This is a genomic window from Shimia isoporae, from assembly GCF_004346865.1.
Lineage (GTDB): Bacteria > Pseudomonadota > Alphaproteobacteria > Rhodobacterales > Rhodobacteraceae > Shimia > Shimia isoporae.
Genome location: NZ_SMGR01000003.1, coordinates 214,797 through 234,482, shown reverse-complemented (window position 1 = coordinate 234,482; position 19,686 = coordinate 214,797). Strand labels below are relative to the sequence as shown.

The 19,686-nt window shown below is 58.8% G+C and carries 24 protein-coding genes and 1 riboswitch; of the genes, 12 read left to right on the top strand and 12 right to left on the bottom strand.

Going from position 1 to position 19,686, the window contains the following annotated elements:
- Window positions 1-45: 45 nt before the first annotated feature.
- Complete coding sequence (locus BXY66_RS15485) at window positions 46-813, bottom strand: FadR/GntR family transcriptional regulator (protein WP_132861295.1); 768 nt, start codon at window positions 811-813, stop codon at window positions 46-48.
- A 155-nt stretch (window positions 814-968) separates the two neighbouring features.
- Here BXY66_RS15485 and BXY66_RS15480 point away from each other — a divergent pair, with 155 nt between their 5' ends.
- Window positions 969-1,322: a hypothetical protein gene (locus BXY66_RS15480; RefSeq protein ID WP_207911338.1), complete on the top strand. Its 354-nt coding sequence runs from the start codon at window positions 969-971 to the stop codon at window positions 1,320-1,322.
- On the opposite strand, the gene BXY66_RS15475 is transcribed toward BXY66_RS15480, so the two are convergent.
- Entirely contained in the window at window positions 1,319-1,777 is a 459-nt protein-coding gene (locus BXY66_RS15475; RefSeq protein WP_132861294.1) for a GNAT family N-acetyltransferase, read from the bottom strand. The genes BXY66_RS15480 and BXY66_RS15475 overlap by 4 nt on opposite strands.
- 82 nt (window positions 1,778-1,859) lie before the next feature.
- Here BXY66_RS15475 and BXY66_RS15470 point away from each other — a divergent pair, with 82 nt between their 5' ends.
- Window positions 1,860-2,210: a DUF1636 family protein gene (locus BXY66_RS15470; protein WP_165929205.1), complete on the top strand. Its 351-nt coding sequence runs from the start codon at window positions 1,860-1,862 to the stop codon at window positions 2,208-2,210.
- A gap of 76 nt (window positions 2,211-2,286) precedes the next feature.
- On the opposite strand, the gene BXY66_RS15465 is transcribed toward BXY66_RS15470, so the two are convergent.
- Together BXY66_RS15465 and BXY66_RS15460 are read right to left on the bottom strand one after the other, a co-directional pair.
- Window positions 2,287-2,976: a CbtA family protein gene (locus tag BXY66_RS15465; protein ID WP_132861292.1), complete on the bottom strand. Its 690-nt coding sequence runs from the start codon at window positions 2,974-2,976 to the stop codon at window positions 2,287-2,289.
- A 19-nt stretch (window positions 2,977-2,995) separates the two neighbouring features.
- On the bottom strand, window positions 2,996-3,166 hold the full coding sequence (locus tag BXY66_RS15460; protein WP_132861291.1) for a CbtB domain-containing protein: 171 nt from the start codon (window positions 3,164-3,166) through the stop codon (window positions 2,996-2,998).
- 43 nt (window positions 3,167-3,209) lie between these two features.
- Window positions 3,210-3,408, bottom strand: a riboswitch (cobalamin riboswitch).
- 237 nt (window positions 3,409-3,645) lie between these two features.
- Here BXY66_RS15460 and smc point away from each other — a divergent pair.
- Together smc and BXY66_RS15450 are read left to right on the top strand one after the other, a co-directional pair.
- Window positions 3,646-7,101: a chromosome segregation protein SMC gene (gene smc, locus BXY66_RS15455; protein WP_132861290.1), complete on the top strand. Its 3,456-nt coding sequence runs from the start codon at window positions 3,646-3,648 to the stop codon at window positions 7,099-7,101.
- A 73-nt stretch (window positions 7,102-7,174) separates the two neighbouring features.
- Window positions 7,175-7,525: a hypothetical protein gene (locus tag BXY66_RS15450; RefSeq protein ID WP_132861289.1), complete on the top strand. Its 351-nt coding sequence runs from the start codon at window positions 7,175-7,177 to the stop codon at window positions 7,523-7,525.
- Between the two features lie 3 nt (window positions 7,526-7,528).
- On the opposite strand, the gene BXY66_RS15445 is transcribed toward BXY66_RS15450, so the two are convergent.
- From BXY66_RS15445 to BXY66_RS15430, 4 genes are all read right to left on the bottom strand, one after another.
- On the bottom strand, window positions 7,529-8,698 hold the full coding sequence (locus BXY66_RS15445) for a lytic murein transglycosylase (RefSeq protein ID WP_132861288.1): 1,170 nt from the start codon (window positions 8,696-8,698) through the stop codon (window positions 7,529-7,531).
- 63 nt (window positions 8,699-8,761) lie between these two features.
- Entirely contained in the window at window positions 8,762-9,670 is a 909-nt protein-coding gene (gene cbiB, locus BXY66_RS15440; protein WP_132861287.1) for an adenosylcobinamide-phosphate synthase CbiB, read from the bottom strand.
- On the bottom strand, window positions 9,667-10,626 hold the full coding sequence (locus BXY66_RS15435) for a threonine-phosphate decarboxylase (protein ID WP_132861286.1): 960 nt from the start codon (window positions 10,624-10,626) through the stop codon (window positions 9,667-9,669). Before BXY66_RS15435 ends, cbiB begins: the two co-directional genes overlap by 4 nt.
- Window positions 10,627-10,693: 67 nt before the next feature.
- Window positions 10,694-11,668 carry a glutathione S-transferase family protein gene (locus BXY66_RS15430; RefSeq protein ID WP_132861285.1) on the bottom strand — a complete coding sequence of 325 codons (975 nt, stop codon included), beginning with the start codon at window positions 11,666-11,668 and terminating at the stop codon, window positions 10,694-10,696.
- A gap of 206 nt (window positions 11,669-11,874) precedes the next feature.
- On the opposite strand from BXY66_RS15430, the gene BXY66_RS15425 reads away from it, so the two are divergent.
- Both BXY66_RS15425 and BXY66_RS20710 read left to right on the top strand, forming a co-directional pair.
- Entirely contained in the window at window positions 11,875-12,228 is a 354-nt protein-coding gene (locus BXY66_RS15425; protein ID WP_132861284.1) for a hypothetical protein, read from the top strand.
- A gap of 140 nt (window positions 12,229-12,368) precedes the next feature.
- Window positions 12,369-12,500: a hypothetical protein gene (locus BXY66_RS20710; RefSeq protein WP_279432506.1), complete on the top strand. Its 132-nt coding sequence runs from the start codon at window positions 12,369-12,371 to the stop codon at window positions 12,498-12,500.
- A gap of 365 nt (window positions 12,501-12,865) precedes the next feature.
- On the opposite strand, the gene BXY66_RS15420 is transcribed toward BXY66_RS20710, so the two are convergent.
- The gene (locus BXY66_RS15420; RefSeq protein WP_132861283.1) at window positions 12,866-14,038 is read right to left on the bottom strand and encodes a MalY/PatB family protein; all 1,173 of its coding nucleotides are present in this window, start codon (window positions 14,036-14,038) and stop codon (window positions 12,866-12,868) included.
- Between the two features lie 100 nt (window positions 14,039-14,138).
- Between BXY66_RS15420 and def (BXY66_RS15415) the strand changes: the two genes are divergently transcribed.
- The 6 genes from def (BXY66_RS15415) (at window position 14,139) to BXY66_RS15390 (ending at window position 17,969) form a co-directional block, all read left to right on the top strand.
- Complete coding sequence (def, locus tag BXY66_RS15415; RefSeq protein WP_132861282.1) at window positions 14,139-14,651, top strand: peptide deformylase; 513 nt, start codon at window positions 14,139-14,141, stop codon at window positions 14,649-14,651.
- Window positions 14,648-15,139 (top strand): peptide deformylase, encoded by a 492-nt coding sequence (gene def / locus BXY66_RS15410; protein WP_132861281.1) that lies wholly within the window; start codon window positions 14,648-14,650, stop codon window positions 15,137-15,139. The genes def (BXY66_RS15415) and def (BXY66_RS15410) overlap by 4 nt, the downstream gene beginning before the upstream one ends.
- Complete coding sequence (gene def / locus BXY66_RS15405; protein WP_132861280.1) at window positions 15,136-15,630, top strand: peptide deformylase; 495 nt, start codon at window positions 15,136-15,138, stop codon at window positions 15,628-15,630. The genes def (BXY66_RS15410) and def (BXY66_RS15405) overlap by 4 nt, the downstream gene beginning before the upstream one ends.
- Before the next feature lie 21 nt (window positions 15,631-15,651).
- A complete protein-coding gene (gene fmt, locus BXY66_RS15400) occupies window positions 15,652-16,557 on the top strand; it encodes a methionyl-tRNA formyltransferase (RefSeq protein ID WP_132861279.1) in 906 nt (301 codons plus the stop codon).
- Between the two features lie 10 nt (window positions 16,558-16,567).
- On the top strand, window positions 16,568-16,804 hold the full coding sequence (locus BXY66_RS15395; RefSeq protein ID WP_132861278.1) for a hypothetical protein: 237 nt from the start codon (window positions 16,568-16,570) through the stop codon (window positions 16,802-16,804).
- 136 nt (window positions 16,805-16,940) lie between these two features.
- On the top strand, window positions 16,941-17,969 hold the full coding sequence (locus BXY66_RS15390) for a glycosyltransferase family 2 protein (RefSeq protein ID WP_132861277.1): 1,029 nt from the start codon (window positions 16,941-16,943) through the stop codon (window positions 17,967-17,969).
- Window positions 17,970-18,014: 45 nt separating this feature from the next.
- Here BXY66_RS15390 and rnhA read toward each other — a convergent pair whose 3' ends face one another.
- From rnhA to BXY66_RS15375, 3 genes are read right to left on the bottom strand one after another with little or no spacing between them, the layout of a single operon-like run.
- A complete protein-coding gene (gene rnhA / locus BXY66_RS15385; RefSeq protein WP_132861276.1) occupies window positions 18,015-18,473 on the bottom strand; it encodes a ribonuclease HI in 459 nt (152 codons plus the stop codon).
- On the bottom strand, window positions 18,466-19,071 hold the full coding sequence (locus tag BXY66_RS15380) for a class I SAM-dependent methyltransferase (protein ID WP_132861275.1): 606 nt from the start codon (window positions 19,069-19,071) through the stop codon (window positions 18,466-18,468). Before BXY66_RS15380 ends, rnhA begins: the two co-directional genes overlap by 8 nt.
- A complete protein-coding gene (locus tag BXY66_RS15375; RefSeq protein WP_132861274.1) occupies window positions 19,068-19,682 on the bottom strand; it encodes a LysE family translocator in 615 nt (204 codons plus the stop codon). The genes BXY66_RS15380 and BXY66_RS15375 overlap by 4 nt, the downstream gene beginning before the upstream one ends.
- Between the last annotated feature and the right edge of the window lie 4 nt (window positions 19,683-19,686).

Here is a 19,686-nt window from a genome sequence, read left to right as displayed (position 1 = left end):
TCACTGTCGCCCTAACCGGATGCCAACTGCGGCCGCTGGGCGAACTCAACGGGTCGCTTCGTGTTCGAAACGCTGTTTGGCGATGGATTCGTTGTGGAGAAATTTCTGGTGGTCCGAGAGAGCGACCTCCACGAAATTCAGGTGCGCCTCAACGGCCGCCCGGGCGGCTTCGGGGTCGCGGGACTGAAGCGCAGCGTTGATGGCGCGATGCTGCTCCAGAAGTTCATGGCGAGTTGTGCGCTGACGGAACATAATCGTGCGGTTGTAAAAAACCCCCTCGCGCAGAAGCTGGTACATCGACCGCATCATATGCAGCATGATCACATTGTGGCTGGCTTCGATAATGGCGAGGTGAAAATCGGCATCAAGACGCGCCTCGTCAGCCGGATTGCGTTTGGGATGAGCGGCTTCCATCTTGTCAAAGACGGCCTGAATTACCTGCAGATCAGTGTCCGAAGCCAGCTTTGCCGCGCGTTCGGCAGCGAGTCCTTCCATATCACGGCGGAAAGAGATGTAGTCGAACACGGCCTCGTCATGGGCGGCGAAAAGCTGCACCAAAGAATCTGAAAACGCGCTGCCAAGAACGTCGGCGACGAAGATGCCGGCACCGGCTTTGGAAGCAAGCAAGCCTTTGTCCTGAAGCGTGGAAATAGCCTCACGCAGGCTCGGTCTGGAGACACCAAGCCGTTCGCTGAGCTCGCGTTCCGCAGGGAGCCTTTCGCCCGGTCGCAGGATGCCGCGCAAGATCAGGAGTTCGATCTGGCGGACAACTGAGGTGGAGAGTTTTTCAGGCTGGACCTTCTGGAACGGCATCGGCATCTCATGTGAAAAAAAGTGGTCAAAAGATTTGACCACAGGCGGGGTGGCGGCGCAAGGCATCCTCGGGCGGTAAGAGTTCGTTAACCTTGAATTGGCACGCTCGAGCCATGCGTTTGTGGATTGTTTTTGTTTTTGTGTCGGCGTGCAATATGCCGAGTCCCCACTACCACGGTGTCGAGGTGACTCGGGTGTCGGTGGATGGCAGCACCTTCGATGTCCGTCAAAAGGGGCGTTTGGCCGAAGCGATCCGCGTAAACGTCCAATACGCGCCGCGCCTTGGTAGGGTGGCGCGGCGTGCTGAACTCGCGATGGAAGTGATCACTGGCTGCGACGTCATCGAAATTCGGGGCGACGCGGCCAAAGTCACCGGCATATTGGATTGTGCAGCGGACGATGGTCCGCCGCCGGTATTGAGTTACCTGAAGGAACAAGACTGTGACGTAGTGGACATCTTCGTTCCGTCAGGCGGCGCGACGGCCTATCTTGAACCGGATTGCAGCTAGGCCAGCGTTTTCGTCATGAAGATCGAAGCGTCGCTTTCTTCGTAGTCTCCAAAGGGCCCGCAATCCGTGAAACCGTGTGCATGATAGAGGCTATGCGCCTGTGTCAGGGTGTCTCCGGTTTCCAGCTTCAGCACTGTAAGCCCTTGCGTTCGCGCCTCCTGGTCTAGGGTGTGCATCAATTTGTGAGCGATGCCTTTGCCCCGTGCATTGGGATCGACAAACATGGATTTGATCTCGCCGTAGTCGCCCTTGTTGGCCAAAGCCGCACAGCCGAGAGTTGTTTCGCCTTCCTTGGCGACAAAAAAGCGGATCGTGTCGACACAAAGTTCGTCGATCGACAGGAAATGGTTGTCTTCGGCAGAGAAGAGCGACTGCATCAAGGCATGGCTGGCCTGCAAAAGGCGGGTCGCCTGCGGGTCACGCGGGTTGCCGGGAACGACGCGAATGTCAGTCATGAATTTCCTCCTCTGGTCTTGCGCGCCAATTTGTGGCATCGCTTTGCCTCTGTCCAGCATCGCCCATTGGAATGACCGCGCCGTGACACATACAGTTTTCGTTTGCGACACCTGTTGCTCAGAAAATGAGCATCCCTCCGGAGGCGCGTTTGCCGCCAAGCTACGCGAGGCGGCGCAGACAAATCCGGCTCTCGGCGATGTCGCTATCAGAACCGTAAGTTGTTTGAACGTTTGTTCGGAGCCTGTGGCGATAGCACTTCGGGCTCCGGAGAAGACGGCCTATCTGTTTGCGGGAATCGAGCCGGACTCCGATCTTGCCGATACACTGGCGTTGATTGGGCTTTATGTGGAAGCGGCGGATGGAGACATACCCGATGCACGACCGGCCGGACGATTGCGGTTTTGCCTAAAGGGGCGCGTCCCCGCGCTTTGACCTTGTCATGCCGATGCGGCTTCTGCGTCCACATCGAGCGGGTCAGGAGGAAGCCCTGCCACCTCCTGACGATGGTTTATTCCGCTTCGCCTTGCTTGAGGAAGAAGGCGCAGAAATAGCCGAGAGTTACCCAGCCTACGGCGGCAAATCCCAAGCTCTGGGTGGCAAATTCCGCGGAAAGTTCAGGTGGCGCAACGCCCCAGAACGTGTCCAGATGCGGTGCCCCGACGAACTGCGGCGCAAGAATAACCAAGAGACCCACCGCGTGCATCAGTAGGCTGCGGCCGAACGCGATCAGGGCCAGCCCGACCGCGGTCGCGAGGATGGTGCTGATCCACCAAACCTGGCGCGGGCCCAGCTCTGCTGCTGGCGTGCCGGGAAGCTCTGGCGGTAAGCCGATTGCAGGGGCGAGCTGCACAGCAATAAAGCCTGCAAGTCCCCAGATGATGCCATTCTGAGCGGTGATTTCCGTGCCACGGCGTTCGCGAGCGAAGGCCATCGCCGCCACCATTAGCAAGCCGTAGCCAGTGTAGGTCACGAGGTTGAAGCCGATGGTCATGAGGTGACGACCGGTTTCTCCGCCAAGGCCGGGCGCGCCCCTGTCGGAACTTGGCGTACCGTCAGCATGGAAATGCAGGCGCGCGCCGGATTCGTAGAGCTCGCCTTCCAGCAGAAGCGGGATGACAAAAAAGAACTGTAGCAGAGCGGCAATCAGCCCTGCTATCAGGCCAGCGAACACAGCGCTGGACAACAGATTTTTGGTCATTGGTCCGTGCGGCGTGCGCTTAGTGGCAGGGGAATGCCATTGCGTGACGCTGGTCGTGTGCTGCATCGTGCAGGACAGTTGCCTGTGCCATGCCCGAAACGGTCAGCAGGCCGAGGCCAACCACCAGAGTGAAAGCAAATGCCAGCGTGTTGGAACCTGTTGCGGCGATAGTCGCGGTCTTGGTTGTCATAGTCTTTTCTCCTTTCCCGTCACACCCGACGGGCGTCCAAGAGGGTTTCACTGTCTGCACGGCCGGTCTCCTGGCTCGTGGGTCAACGCGGTGCATTCCCTTCCCGGAGTTGGCCTCCAGTGGTTTTGAACGCGCGCTCGCCACTTACAGTCGCGGGGGCGGCTGAGGCTTTGGAAAAGTCCGTTCCTCATTCCCGAGTCACTGCGCAAGCGTAGCAACATACCGTGCCCGCCCTGTTTGGCGGCTTTTTGCCTGTGGGGTCAAGGCTGTTTCCGACATTGTTGAGGGCACAAGCGGCGGGGTGCCGCGGCGTTTCGTTGGGTTTTCAGCCAATATCTTGTGGATAACTCGGGCGCATCGGCCACATCGTGTGGTTAAGCGTTGACTCAAGCGCTTGGGCCTTTGCAGACTTGGAAAACTGCGGGAATCACGCGGGCAGACCAGAAAACAAAGGCACTCAGACAGGGACCAACGCCGCTTTGCGCTTTTCGAAACTCAGACTGACCGGCTTTAAAAGCTTTGTCGATCCGACCGATTTGATTATCGCGGATGGTCTGACGGGTGTGGTTGGGCCGAACGGATGCGGCAAGTCCAACCTGCTTGAAGCGCTGCGCTGGGTTATGGGGGAAAACCGCCCCAAAGCAATGCGCGGCGGCGGCATGGAAGATGTGATTTTTGCCGGTGCTGCGACCCGTCCTGCGCGCAATTTTGCGGAAGTCAGCCTGCAAATCGACAATTCCGAACGGCTCGCGCCAGCCGGGTTCAATGATGACGACGCGTTGGAAATCATTCGTCGCATCACCCGTGATGTCGGATCCGCATACAAGGTGAACACCAAGGATGTTCGGGCGCGCGATGTGCAGATGCTGTTTGCAGACGCGTCGACAGGTGCGCATTCACCAGCACTCGTGCGGCAGGGTCAAATCGCCGAACTTATCAACTCCAAGCCCAAGGCGCGTCGACGGATTCTTGAAGAGGCCGCGGGTATCTCGGGTCTTTACCAGCGTCGCCACGAGGCTGAGTTAAAACTCAAGGGTGCGGAAACCAATCTGGCGCGTGTCGATGATGTCATAGAACAATTGGGCAACCAGTTGGGGCAACTGGCGCGGCAAGCGCGTCAGGCGGCTCGCTATCGGGCGATTGGCGAAGAATTGCGCCAATCCGAAGGCATGCTGCTTTACCGCCGGTGGCGCGAGGCTGATGAAGCCCGCGCGGCGGCTGACGACGAACTCAAAACCCGCACCACGCAGGCAGCGCAGGCCGAAGGTCTGAGCCGCGTGGCTGCAAAGGAGCGGCAGGCAAAAGATGATGCTCTGCCGCCTTTGCGTGAGGAAGAAGCCATTGCAGCGGCTGTTTTGCAGCGACTGCAGGTCCAGCGTGACAGCCTGAATGATCAGGAAGCCCACGCGCTGCAAATCATCGAAACGCTCAAGAACCGCATTCTGCAACTGGGGCGCGACATGGAGCGCGAGGCGGGCCTGAACCGCGACGCAGGAGAAACCATCGAGCGCCTCGAATGGGAACAGAAAGAACTGGCGAAGGCCAGCGAGGGGCAGGCCGAAAAACTCGAGGCGGCCCAGGACGAGGCCCGCGAGGCGGCATCGGTTTTGCAGGAACGTGAGAGCGAACTGGCTGAAATGACAGAAGATGTGGCGCGACTTGCGGCGCGGCACCAGTCGGCGCACCGTTTGCTCGAGGACACACAAAAAACGCAGGCCAAGAACGAGGCCGAAGCGGCCAAAGCGCGTGACGCCGTGAGCGAGTCAAAGGAAGCGCTGGAACGGGCGGCTGAGGGGCTTGAAGAGGCGCGGGAAAGCGAAGCCGAAGCCATCGATGCCGCACAGGACGCCGAGGAACGTCTTGCCGAAGTCGAGGAAGAGCGCGCGGAAACACAAGCGCGAGAGGCTGACGCCCGCGCGGAACGCTCGGAGGCCGAAGGCGAGCTGAATGCGCTGCGCGCAGAGACAACGGCGCTGGCGAAACTGGTCGAACGTGACACTGCCGAAGGTGGCCAAATTCTGGATCGCCTTCAGGTGCAACAGGGCTTTGAGAAAGCGCTGGGCGCGGCTATGGCTGATGATCTTCGGGCGCCTGAAGTCGAGGAAGACGGGCCCTCGGGCTGGTATGTGTTGCCACAGTATCATGAGGTGCAGCCCTTGCCCGCTGGCGTGACGTCGCTGGTTGAGCATGTGTCTGTGCCCGAGGTTCTGGAACGTCGTATGAGCCAGATCGGCTTGGTGGCCACCGAAGATGCCATCCAGTTGCAGCCTTTGCTTAAGCCCGGTCAGCGCCTTGTGTCGCTTGAGGGTGACCTTTGGCGGTGGGACGGATACCGCGCCTGGGCCGAAGATGCACCGAGCGCGGCGGCACTGCGCCTGCAGCAGTTGAACCGCCTTGAGGAGTTGAAACAGGCCATGGCAGCAGCCACGGCGCGGGCTGATGGCGCGGTGCAAGCGCATGAAACGTTGCAATCGCGTTTGCAGGAGTTGGCGCAGGTCGATCAGGCCGCACGAGAGGCGCGCCGGTCTGCGGATCGCGCTGTGGCCGACGCAAACCGTGCCTTGAGCCGCGCGGAAGCGGACCGCAACCTTGCGGAAGGCAGGCTTGAATCTCTGGGCCTTGCGGTGACGCGGCACGAGGAAGAGGCCATGGCGGCGCGGGCCCAGTTGCAGGAAGCGGAGCGCGCTTTGGCGGATTTGGGCGATCTTGACGCCGCGCGAGCCGAGGTAGAAGACATCAAGATGACCGTCGAAGCGGCACGGATCATGATGATGTCGCGGCGGTCGTCACATGACGAGTTGCGCCGTGAAGGCGAGGCGCGCCTGAAGCGCTCTCAGGAAGTCACCAAAGAGATTAGCGGTTGGCGCCACCGCCTTGAAACTGCCGAAAAGCGGATGAACGAACTGGCCGAGCGTAAGGACGCCAGCGAAGAGGAGCTGATCGACGCAGGCGCCGCACCTGAAGAAATTGCCGCCAAGCGCGAAGAGTTGTCCGAGGCGATCGATCAGGCCGAGGAACGCCGTAGATCGGCTGCCGATGTCCTCGCTGAAGCGGAGACAGCATCGCGGCAGGCAGAGCACGCATCGCGTGAGGCTGAGCGCCTGGCTGGTGAGGCGCGTGAAGCGCGGGCGAGAAGCGAAGCGAGGGCGGATGCGGCACGGGAAACTGTTGCTTATGCCGCCGAACGGATCATGGAAGATCAGGAAGTTTCTCCTGAGGAGTTGCTTGAACGGCTGGATGTCGATCCGGACAACATGCCGGACGCAACGCAGGTTGAAGCCGATGTGAACCGCCTGAAGCGTCAACGCGATGCGCTGGGCGCCGTGAACCTGCGGGCAGAGGAAGACGCTAAGGAAGTCCAGGAAGAGTTCGACACCCTGACCGGTGAAAAAACCGATCTGGAGGAAGCGATCGCCACTTTGCGAAACGGGATCGCCAGCCTGAACAAGGAAGGGCGCGAGCGTCTGCTGACTGCCTTTGAACAAGTGAACAGCAACTTTGGCTTGCTGTTCCGCCACCTGTTTGGCGGGGGCGAGGCGAACCTCGTTCTGGTGGAAAGCGACGACCCTCTTGAGGCCGGTCTGGAAATCATGTGTCAGCCTCCGGGCAAAAAGCTGTCGACCCTATCGCTGTTGTCCGGTGGGGAGCAGACGCTGACAGCAATGGCGCTGATCTTTGCAGTGTTCCTCGCCAATCCGGCGCCGATCTGTGTGCTGGACGAGGTTGATGCGCCGCTGGACGATGCCAACGTGACGCGGTTCTGTGACTTGCTGGACGAGATGTGCCGCCGCACCAACACGCGCTTCCTGATCATCACCCACCACGCGGTAACGATGGCGCGGATGGACCGGCTGTTCGGTGTGACGATGGCTGAGCAGGGCGTGAGCCAGCTTGTGAGCGTCGATCTGAAGGCGGCAGAGACACTTGTGGCCTGACCTGCCGTTCACTGCAACGTGACACCTGCGAGAGCAATTGCGCCCTTATGCTGACCACAAACAGGAGGTTGCCATGCGCTCGCTATTCGCCGTTCTTGCCCTCGTAGCCACACCCGTCGCCGCGCAGGACTGGAAAACCCAACCGGGGGATCAGGCATTTGACGCGGAGTCATTGAATGCGCGTTTGTCTGGGCAGACGCTCACGTTCTACGACGATGGAAAATCGGTTTTCGATAGCAACGGTCAATACCAGTATGTCTATGGCGGTGGGGGAACCTGGTATGGCCATTGGGTTGTTGCCGAGAACTCGACTGTCTGCGTGACTTTTGTCACCGGCGTCGAGCGATGTGACCGTTACGTCGAAAATGACGGTCGCCTTGTGGTTCAGACGGCGGACGGGATGCGGTTTCCCATCCGCCAGTGAAGCTCACAGCTTGTTCAGCAATTCCGTAGTTGGCCAGGCGTCCGCCGGAAGGCCCAGACGTTTCTGCTCGGCTTGAACCGCGCGGCGCGTGAGCTTGCCAAGGATCCCATCGACTTTGCCGACATCATGCCCGCGGGCCTTCAGCTTTTTCTGGAGCGCTTTCATCTGGTTGCCCGAAAGACCGGGATCGGCGTTGCCCATATTGTATCGTGGAGCGCCCTCTAGGCGGGTGGCAAAATAGGCGGCGGTGGTCACATAAACGAAGCTTTTGTTCCACTCGAAATATACGTGAAAGTTCGGATAGGCGAGGAAAGCCGGTCCGTTGCGGCCTTGCGGAAGGAGAAGCGAAGCCGGCAGGTTTGCCAGCTTTCCAGAGCGGGGCTTTACGCCCATTTTGGCCCACTCGCGGGCGTTTAGAGTCGTGTCCAGACCGGATTTGGACCAGTCCAGGTTGGACGGAACCGTGACTTCCTGTAGCCACGGTTCTCCTTTGCGCCAGCCGAGATGGCTCAGCATCTTGCCGCCGGACATCAGCGCATCCTGCGCCGAGGTTTTCAAACGTACCTTGCCGTCGCCATCGCCGTCCACGCCATTTTCGATGATGTCGGCTGGCAGCATTTGGACCATGCCGATCTCGCCTGCCCATGCGCCCGTGGTTTTGGTCGGGCTGAAATCGCCGCGTGTGTACAGCTCCAGTGCAGCAAAGACTTGCGGGCGGAACAGAGCGGGGCGGCGACAATCATGTGACAGCGTCACCAGCGAGTTGAGCGTGTTGAAATTGCCCTGAAACGAGCCGTAGTCGGTTTCAAAGGCCCAGAAAGCCAACAACACACCGCGCGACACGCCGTATTGTTTTTCGATGCGCTTAAAGGTGTTGTTGTATTGTTTGGACTTGGCCTGCCCAACGTTGATGCGGTTCTGACTGATCAGTCTCTGGGAGAATTCCAGAAAGGGTTTTTGAAAGACCCCCTGCGAACGGTCCGCTTTGATTGTTGCAGGGTCCTGACGGGCAGAGGCGAAAAACTTGTCGACTGTAGATTTGGAATACCCTTTGGCCATGGCCTCCTTTTTGAGACCATTGACGAAGCTGCCGAACGAGCCGCCGCAGGGCACTTCGGCCATCGCAGTGCTGGCGCTTAGGATGAGGGCGGAGAGTGCGGTAGGGAAACGCATGAGTGAAAATACCTCTTAATCTGTCAATCCGAGCCTATCAGGCCTGCGTCACAGAGCAATGGCTCAAAGGAGAGCGATTGCCAGTACGGTTGCAAGTGCCAGCGCCCATGCGCGCCATAGCGCACCACATGCGAGATCAATGTCATCGGCGGAAAGACTGCGCCGGCCGTGCGCATTCACAAATGGGAATTCCCGCATTTCGCCGTCATAGGCGCGTGGGCCTGCAATGGCGATGCCGAGCGCGCGTGCCATTGCGGATTCCGGCCAGCCCGCGTTGGGGGACCGGTGCAATCTGGCGTCAGAAGCGATTGCCGGCCAGTCGGACATGACGCGGTGCGTTACACCAATCAAGGCTGCGGTCAGGCGTGCCGGAATCCAGTTGAGCAAGTCGTCAAGCTTGGCTGCTGCTTTGCCGAACTGTTCGTAGCGTGGATTGCGATAGCCGATCATGCTGTCTGCGGTGTTGATGGCTTTGTAGACAAGCAGGCCCGGGAGACCCGCGACCAGAAACCAGAAGGCAGGCGCAATCACTCCGTCACTGAGATTCTCGGCAGCGCTTTCGATTGCGGAGCGGGAAACGGCGCTCTCGTCCATAGCGGCTGTATCGCGGCTTACGATCATGGCAACGGCGCGCTTGCCGTCACCCAAGGAGACCCGCAACGCATCGCCAACCGCCTGCACATGATCCACGAGCGAACGCTGGGCCAGCAGAATCGCGGCGAGCAGCAGCTCGGGCAACCAGCCAAACGCGGAGATGAATGCACCAAGAGCCCAACTTCCAACGGCCAGCGCCGCGGTCAGCAGAAGGCCTTTGGCAAAACGGTTGTCACCCGCATTCAACCTCTGTTCAGCTTTGCCGATCAGGCGCCCGATCAGCACCGCAGGATGCGGTGTGCGGTCCCACAGCGCCTTGGGCTCTCCCAACAAGGCGTCCAGAAGCATGGCCAGAAACAATACTGCGGCGTGGCTCATAGCGCGGCCTCCAACTGGTCCCAGCGGTCTGGCGCGGGAAGTCCCAGTCGCAAGTAGGTTCGGGAATAGGGGAAAATGCGTGACCAGACATGGTCCTGTGCAAGGCGGTGCTGCCATGTGGCGGCGTCGTCGACCTCGTAAAGCCGGAACAGAGTCGTTCCGCCCGCGAGTGTTGCTCCTTTGCTGGTGAGCAAAGCGTCAAGTCGGCCGGCGTCGTCTTTCAATCGTGCGCGGGTTCTTTCAGCCCATGCGAAGTCGCCCAGCGCCATTGCGCCAACACGCAGCGCGGGCCCTGACACGGCCCATGGGCCAGTCAGATCGGAGAGTTTTGCGATCAGGACGGGATCACCGATTGCAAAGCCCAGTCGCGCGCCTGCCAGACCCCAGAACTTGCCGAAGCTCTTGAGGACAATTCGACCGTTACTGGCGGCGTTCGCGATAAGCGTTTTGTCCGGCGTCACGTCGCAGAAGCTTTCGTCGATCACGGTGAGGGGAGCCGTCAGGTCCTCAAGGTTCCAAAGTCTGCCGGTCGGGTTGTTGGGGTGCACGAGCACCCGGGCCGTTGGGTTGACGCCGGAAATCTTCCAGCCCTGCGACGCGAACGCAGCAGCGTGTTCGTTGTAGGTCGGCTTTGGAATATCGACCCGCGCCGAAGGGGCCAGCGCCGGTATTCTCGCAATCAGTGCGGAAGCGCCGGGCGCGGCCAGAATGGCGGCGTCATCCGGCACGTTCCAGAAAGCGCGGGCGGCGTCTATGAGTGCAGTCTGTGCGGCCTTGTCCGGCAAGTCGGCCCAGTCGGCGCCGGTCAATTCCGGTAGCGGATAAGGCACAGGATTTATGCCGGTGGACAGGTCGAGCCAGTCCTCACGCGTTCCACCGTATTGGGTCACAGCCGCGTCGATGCCGCCGCCATGATCGCGGGGAGGCGAGTTATCGGATTGCGCCTGTGCCAACATCGGAAAATCCTTTGCCTATCTGCTCTCGCGGATAGGCGATTTTCCGATGGCTTGGCAAGCGGCCTTTCTAGCCGCGACCGTGTGGCGCGTCGTAGTCGATCACCGGATTGATGGGCACAATGCGATGCGGATTGATGCTTTCGTGGCTGTAGTGATAGTGGCGCACGATGTGCTCCATGTTCACAGTCTCGCGCACGCCCGGCACCTGATAAAGCTCCCGCGTATAGGCCCAGAGATTGGGGTAATCCATCAAACGCCGGCGATTGCATTTGAAATGCAGATGATAGACGGGATCAAAACGGATCAATGTGGTGAACAGCCGCCAGTCCGCCTCGGTCAGTGCGTCGCCCATGAGATAGCGCTGATGTGACAGACGCTCTTCGAGCCAGTCGAGCGTGTCGAAAAGCGGGTGAACGGCTGCGTCATAGGCTTCTTGCGTGGTGGCAAATCCGGATTTGTAGACACCGTTGTTCAGGGTGTCGTAAATTCGGGCGTTGACCTCTTCGATTTCGTCACGGTGGCCTTCGGGCCAATAGTCGTCTGTGTTGCCCGTGATGCCATCAAAGGCGCTGTTGAACATGCGGATGATCTCGGCGCTTTCGTTGCTTACGATCGTTTCGCGCTGTTTGTCCCAAAGGATCGGCACCGTCACCCGCCCCGAATAGGTCGGGTCAGCCTTGGTGTAGAGGTTGTGCGCGTGGCTCAGGCCGTACAGGATATCCCCTGTTGCTCCGTGATCATCTGTTGCGAAGTGCCAACCTTCTCCCAGCATGTCCGGATGTACGGCAGACATCCCGATGTGGTCCTCCAGACCTTTGAGTTTGCGAAAGATCAGCGTGCGGTGTGCCCAGGGACAGGCATAGGAAACAAAGAGATGATAGCGCCCGCTCTCGGCCTTGAACCCGTCCGAGCCGCTTGGACCTGCGGATCCGTCGGCGGTGATCCAGTTGCGAAACTGACTCGCGGAACGCACGAATTTTCCACCGGAAGATTTGGTGTCATACCATTGATCGACCCATTTTCCGTCTACCAAAAGACCCATCTTGTTCTCCGTTATCTGTCGTTTGACGACAATGTAGCGTCCGGATCTGTGCGGAAAAACAGACGGTAGCGCAAAACACCTGCGCGCCTGCGCACAGACCGTGACCGATCTGCGGCATTTCGCCAAAGACCGCGTGTTTACAAATTCTTGGCTTGACCATGGTGTGATGGACGCTGATTTTTACCAGTGTATTCGGAGACTTCGTCATGAGCACCTATTTGCCCCCAGAGGTTCAGGCCGGCCTTGATGCCGCCCGCAAAAAAGCGATGAAGCAGCGCCACAAACTGCGTGTCGAGGCAGGTGGCCGCAGCTTTCGCGTGATCCGGTTTGAGGATGACGGCTTTACGCTGGACATCGAAGACGCCCCGCATTTGCGCGGGCTGGTCGATGTCTATGACGGTGGAAAGCAGCTTTACCAATGCCTGATTGTGGCTTCTGAAGAGCAAGGCGGAGAGATGCGCTACGAGTTCAAGCGCCACACACTGGCGACCGACCGCGCGCCGGTGGATTTTGAACGGGCAAGCGAAGCGCCGGTAGCGTTGTTGGGGAAAGAGGGCTGAGGTTGTAGCTTTCGCTGACCGCTGCTCTTTGGTGAGACTACGGGGCAGCTGGGGCTTCGATGAATGGCAGTTTGGGATCCGAAATTGCCAAACTCCACAAGTCAGCGAGGGTTAAGCTTCGAGGCTAAATTGGAAACCGAATGGATGTAGAGATAAAACTTGATGCCGACGCAGCTCTAACTCTGTTCAACTTTCTTTCCCGAACGCTAGACGAACAGAACGGCGAAAACCTGCACACTGCGGCAATACATGATGGCGACTTTGGGCCCTAAACTCGCTTCTTAGCGCTTTGGAGAAGACGCTGACTGAGCCCTTTGACGAAAACTACTGTGACTTAGTAAAAGAATCGCTTGAAGCTCTCCTAATCAAATTTGGTGCTTGGCCTTCAATCCAAGATGAGAAACGAAATAGCTAGACGTAGCTTTGAAACAAGCGTCCATTGTAACGAAAATTTCGGAACGCACTTTTGTTGGTGACGCTGTCAGCGTTCATTTTTGGTACAAGGTTCTTCTCCCCCAACAGCCAAAGCAACGCTTTGGCTAGCGCCCGAACCGCCCCCGTCAAACCGGAGGTTTGCCTCCGGCAAAACGCGGGCGCTTCGCTTTTACCCCTTGGTTCGGGCGCTGGTGCGCCTAAATCACTGCAAATCTGAAAACGCTTCTGCAAGTCGCTCGCAGGCTTCCTGCACCCGCGCGCGGGGGGTGGCGATGTTGAAGCGGAGGTAGTTTTCGCCGCCTGTGCCAAACGTCGGGCCGTGGTTCACTGCGATCCTTGCGTCTTTTTCCACACGGCGGGTGAACTCTTCGCGCCCCATGCCGGTGCCGGAGAAATCGACCCAACTGAGGTAGGTGGCCTCAAGCGCCATGGACGCCAGCCCCGGAATGTCCGCAATCGCAGTGTCCAACAGTTTGCGGTTGCCATCCAGATAGACCACCAGATCATCCACCCAAGCCGCACCTTCGGGCGAGTAGGCGGCTTCGGCCATGAAGAGGCCAAAGCTGTTGGGCGACAGGCCCAGAGCCGCCATGCGTCCGCCGAATTTGGCGCGCAGGTCAGGATCGGGGATGATCACGTTGCCGGAGTGGCTGCCCGCGATGTTGAAGGTCTTGGTGGTGGCCGTCATCATCACCAGGCGGTCCATGATGGTCTCGTCCACATTGGCCATCGGGATATGGGTGTTGCCTGCAAAGACCAGATCGTGGTGGATCTCGTCGCTTACCAGAATGAGGTCGTGACGTTTGCAGAATTCGGCAACGCCCTGCAATTCGTCGCGGGTCCAGACGCGGCCGCCGGGGTTGTGGGGCGAGCAGAGAATGAGCATGGTTTCATGCCCCTTCATTTGCGCATCCCACGCCTCGAAATCCATCTCGTAGCGACCCTCGTTCAGTGCAAGCTGACATTCGACAACTTCGCGACCGGCGGCTTTGATGACCTTGGCGAAGGCGTGATAAACCGGCGTCATCAGAACGACGCCGTCACCCGCGTTGGTAAAGGCGTCCACACACATCGCGGTGCCGTTCACCAGACCGTGTGTCGTAAAAATCTCGTTGCGTGCGACGTCCCAGCTGTGGCGCTCTTTCATCCACCAGCGGATGGCGTCCAGATAGGCGGCATCATCACCGTAGTATCCGTAGACACCCATCTCGTTCATTTTGACTAGAGCATCCGACACGCATTGCGGCGGGCGGAAATCCATATCGGCCACCCACATCGCGATTCCGTCTTTGGCAGGCACGCCATAGATCGGCTCCATCATGTCCCATTTTACGGAATGGGTGCCAAAGCGGTCGATGATCTCGTCAAAGCTCATTTGGGGGTCCTTTGCTGCGGATGAACGATGTGACGCTAGCGGATTGCTGGCCGTGCGCAACCCCGTTGCGTCAAATGCAATGCTGTCTTAGATGAAGGCCATGAAACGCCAAATCCTGATCCACCCCGATCCCCGCCTGAAAAAGGCCTGTGCGCCCGTTGCCGACCTGAGCGATGAGTTGCGCAATCTGGCCGAAGACATGCTGGAAACCATGTACGACGCCCCCGGTATCGGCCTTGCCGCGCCGCAAGTCGGTGTTCTGGATAGGTTGATCGTGATGGATTGTGTTAAGGAAGGCGAGCCGGAGCCGGTGGTGATGTTCAACCCCGAGGTTTTGAGCAGCTCCGAGGAAACCAACGTCTATGAAGAGGGATGTCTGTCGATTCCCGAGCAGTTTGCCGAGGTGACGCGCCCCAAAGAGGTTCGCGTCGGCTGGATCGATATGGACGGCAATCCGCAGGAAAAAGACTTTGACGGGCTGTGGGCGACGTGCGTGCAGCACGAGATCGACCATCTGAACGGCAAACTGTTCATCGACTATCTTGGCCCAATGAAGCGTCAGATGATGACCCGCAAGTCCCAGAAGATGAAGCGCGAGCTGGCACGGGGATGAGTGTCCTCCCCATCGTCCGTTGGCCGGATGACCGGCTGTCCACAGCCTGTGAGGCTGTGGGGGACGCGGACATCCGTGTGCTGGCGGCGGATATGCTGGAAACCATGTATGCAGCGCCTGGGCGGGGATTGGCGGGACCGCAGGTCGGTGACCTTCGGCGTCTGTTCGTGATGGACGTCACTTGGAAAGAAGGTGATCGCACGCCCATGGTGTTCGTTGATCCGGTGATCACAGCCCGAAGTGACAGCTCGTCGACTGTGGAAGAAGGCTGTCTTTCCATCCCTGATCTGATGGTGCCGGTGGCGCGTCCATCCCAGATCTCGGTGGTCTGGCGGGACGAGAACGGAGTTGAAAAAACCGGCGACTTCGATGGTTTTTCCGCCCGCTGTATTCAGCATGAAATGGATCATCTGGACGGTATCGTTACTTTGGACCGTCTCGACGCGATGACGCGCAAAACCCTACTTGAAGGATACGCTCTCAAATGACTGTTCGTCGCTGCATTCCATGGCCAGATAAACGTCTTCGGACCGCAGCCGAGCCGGTGACAGAGATCACCGATGAGGTGCGGCAGGTTTGGGATGATCTGATCGAGACGATGTACGCGATGCCCGGTGTGGGCATGGGCGCAAACCAAATCGGCGTGATGCTGCGCCTTGCGGTGGTGGACGCCACCGAGGAAGGCAATCAGCCGGTGCGCATGGCGAACCCCGAAATTCTGCACGCCTCGGTGCAGCCGCGCGAGCACGAAGAGGCAAGCCCGAACCTTGTTGGTGTCTCGGCCAAGATCAGCCGCCCGCGCGCGGTGACCGTGCGCTATATGGATGAGAACGGTGAGACGGTGGAGAAGGATTTTGTCGGTCTGTGGGCGACCTCGGTGCAACACCAGATCGATCACATCAACGGGAAGATGTATTTCGACCATCTCAGCAAGACCAAGCGGGACATGTTGATCCGCAAGGCGCGCAAGCTGCGCTAAGGCCCCGAGCAGGAGAACCAGATGCGTATTGTTTTTATGGGAACGCCGGATTTTTCGGTACCGGTTTTGGATGCCCTGATCGCGGCGGGCCACGACATTGCCGCGGTCTATTGCCAGCCGCCGCGTCCCGCGGGACGCGGCAAGAAAGACAGACCGACACCCGTCCAGGCACGTGCCGAGGCGTTGGGTTTGGACGTGCGTCATCCGGTGTCTTTGCGCAACGAGACTGCGCAGGCGGAGTTTGCATCTCTGGAAGCGGATGTTGCAGTTGTTGTCGCCTATGGGTTGATCCTGCCGCAAGCCATTCTGGATGCGCCAACGAAAGGCTGCCTCAACATTCATGCGAGCCTTCTGCCTCGCTGGCGCGGAGCGGCGCCAATCCATCGCGCGATTATGGCCGGAGACAAGCAAACTGGCGTTTGTATCATGCAGATGGATGCGGGGCTGGACACCGGCGACGTCCTTTTGCGGCGCGAAATTGCGATTGGCGAGACAGAAACCACCGCGGAATTGCATGACAGGCTTTCAGTGCTTGGATCAGAAGCCATCGTCGATACGCTCGCGCTGCTGGATGACCTAACGCCCGAACCACAGCCAGAGGATGGCGTGACCTACGCGGAAAAGATCGACAAGTCGGAAGCCAAAATCGACTGGAGCGAAACCGCGGAAGAGGTGGATCGCAAAATTCGTGGCCTGTCGCCGTTTCCGGGCGCCTGGACCGAAATCGAGGGGCAGCGGGTCAAGGTGCTTGCGTCGCACGTTGTCGCCGGCAACGGGGCAGCGGGCACCATTTTGGACGAAGCTCTGACAGTGGCGTGCGGCTCTGGCGCGGTGCAGTTGCTGCGCTTGCAACGCGCGGGCAAAGGCGGGCAGGATGCGCAGACGTTCCTGCGGGGCTTTCCGCTGACAGCAGGTCAGACCCTTTAGGGAGACACGCATGTTTTTTGCCTTTTTCGGAACCGTCATTATTGCGGGGATCATCGGATATGCGGCCGAACGGTCGGGTTTCACCCGCAACGGTTATATTCCCTCGATCATCATCTGCGTGGGTGGGGCGTTCGTGTTTTTTATGATCTCGCGCATGTTTCACATCGGTTTTGGCAGTCCGGGGATGAATGCGATCATCTCCTCGGTCGGCGCCTTGATCATCGTGCCGACACATTTCCGCAAATAGTCGGGCTGTGACTCTTCTGCCGCGAAAGCCCTTGATTCAATTAAAAATGTAGACGCCTGCCCCGTCCGCTTGCTAATTTGCGCTCAATACAGGGGTGGCCGTCAAATGAGCTGCCCAAGAGCATGAGGCAGAGACAGTGGCTTTCTTCGGATTCGGCGGCGATTCCGCTGCACCAAAGGTGACAGTTGTCACCACCATGAAAGACGAGGGTGCCTATATCCTCGACTGGGTGGCGCATTACAAAGCATTGGGTGCGACCGACATTGTGGTTTTCACCAATGATTGCAGCGATCAGACCGACCTGATCCTGCGCAACCTGAACCGCATGGGCGAAATCCATCACCGGTTCAATCGCGTAATGAAGCGCGGTCCGCACAAGAGTGCATTGATGTGGGCGCAGCACGAGCCTGTGGTGCAGGATGCGGACTATATCCTTGTGGTCGATGTGGACGAATTCCTGCAGATCGGGGTTGGCGACGGCACGTTCAAGGCGTTGATCGACACCCATCCAGAAGCGGATGCGATTTCGCTGGTCTGGCGCATTTTTGGCAACGCGGGGATTGAGGAGATCTCGGATACGCCGGTGCCGCAGCAGTTCCTGCAAGCTGAGCCGGAAGTGCCAACAGCAGACATGCTCCCGCATCGATTTTTCAAAACGCTCTATCGCAACAACGACAAGTTCAACCGGATGGGCGTGCACCGACCGTTCATCGAACCGGATGCGACTGACATCAACTGGGTCACACCAGATGGCACGAAGCTTGATGATCGCCAGATCAAAGGCGCTCTGCATATCGACAAAGGCTTTGGTTATGACGTGGCGCAACTCAACCACTACGCGTTGCGTTCACTGGATGGCTTCCTGAACAAGCAACGCCGCGGCCGCGCCAATCATGTGAAAGGCAAGCTGCAACTGCCTTACTGGGACAAGTTCGACAAGAACCACGAGACCGACACCCGCCTTGCAGAGCGGTTTGATGCGGCCATTGCGATCAAGACGGAGTTGCTGAAGGACGAAACGCTCGCCAAGCATCATGAGGCAGCAATTGACTGGGCGCAGCGCATGGCGCGAAAAGCGCGCCGCCAACCCGCGACAAAAGCCTTCCTTGCCAAGCTCAAGGCCCGTGATCAGGTCAGTGCTGCCAACGCGGCAAACGCCGCCTGACGGGGGCAGTCGGCTAAACAGAGAAAGGCGCGGCGATCCCGCGCCTTATTTTTTTGGTTTGAAAGGTGCCATTCCTTCGCGTGCCAATTCGTCGGCGCGTTCGTTTTCCGGATGGCCGGCATGGCCTTTGACCCATTCCCAAGTGACATCATGTCGGGACTGAGCCGCATCAAGCCTTTGCCACAACTCGACGTTTTTCACAGGTTTCTTGGCGGACGTTTTCCATCCGTTGCGCTTCCAGCCGTGGATCCAGCCTGTGACACCGTCTTTGACGTAAGAACTGTCTGTGACCACCGTGATCTTGCTGGGCCGCTCCAGCGTTTCAAGCGCCATGATCGCTGCCATGAGCTCCATCTTGTTGTTGGTGGTTTCTGCGGCGCCACCATTCAGCGGGCGTTCTTTGACGACGCTGTCGCCATCCTTGGCCTGCATGAGGACACCCCAGCCGCCGGGGCCGGGATTTCCTGAGCAAGCGCCATCCGTATATGCAAACAAATCAGCCATGCGCGGTGAGTATGACAAATGAGTCCTTGGTACCAGCCAAACCGGTGCCACTGCCTGTTCTTTGCCGAAACACCGTAAAACCCGCGTTTTCCAAAATCCCGGTCAGTTCCTCGGGTGAATAGTAACTATAGAACCGCCCCAAATGGTCGCGCGCCTCGCCTTCGCCGAGTTTCATTCCAAGATGAAGGGCGCCGCTGGGCTTTAGCGCATTTTTAACGCGCAGAAGGTGCTGCGGAAACTCCGACTTCGGGGCGTGCAACAAAGAGAAGTTTGCCCAGATGCCGTCATATCGGGCGTTCGCGTCGAGGCTTTCAAAGGTTCCCACTGTCACGTCGAGGTCAAAGGCCGCCTTTGCAAGGTCCGCCATTTCCGGGGAGGCATCCATTGCCTCGACGCGATAGCCGGCAGTCCGAATTTTGTCGGCCCATTGGCCCGGACCGCAGCCAAAGTCCAAGACGAGACCATTGTCGGGAAGCCGCTCGAAGAACGCGGTCAGATCGCTGAACTGATCCACGTCGATGTCGTCGATGCGAGCAAATTTTTCCGCGTATTTACCTGCGGCCTGTGCATAGACCTCAAGCGTTTCCTTATCGCTCATGCCCGCTCCATTGCCAGACGCCCCGCCAAGGCCACAAAGATTGCGGCAAAGCTGCGGTTCAACCAACGCATCACCCGCTCACTGCCAAGAAGCAATTCGCGTGCTTTGGCGGCGAACAGCCCGTAAAGCACAAATACAGCAAACGTCATTGCCATGAAGATCCCGCCCAGCACAGCCATCTCCAAAGTGGCGGTTGAGGGCACGCCGCTCAGGAATGGCGGCAAAAGAGCAAGAAAGAACACCGATAATTTCGGGTTCAAGATGTTGATCAGGGCACCCCGGCGGGCGATGACGAACCCTGCCTGAATCCTGCGCTCTGCTGTCACAGCCAGTGCGCCATCGCTACGTACCGCCTGCCACGCGAGATAGAGCAAGTAAGCGACGCCCGCGAATTTGACCACGTTGAATAACACTGCGGACGTATGAAGCACCGCCGCCAACCCCAATGTGGCGGCCGCAAGGTGTGGCAATATCCCGAAGGTGCATCCCAATGCAGCCCAAATTGCGGCCTTCGGGCCTTGGCCGAGACCCATCGCAAGCGTGTAGATGACTCCGGTGCCGGGTGCGATGACGACGACAAATGCGGTTAGTAGAAAGTGTATGGAAATCAAAGAT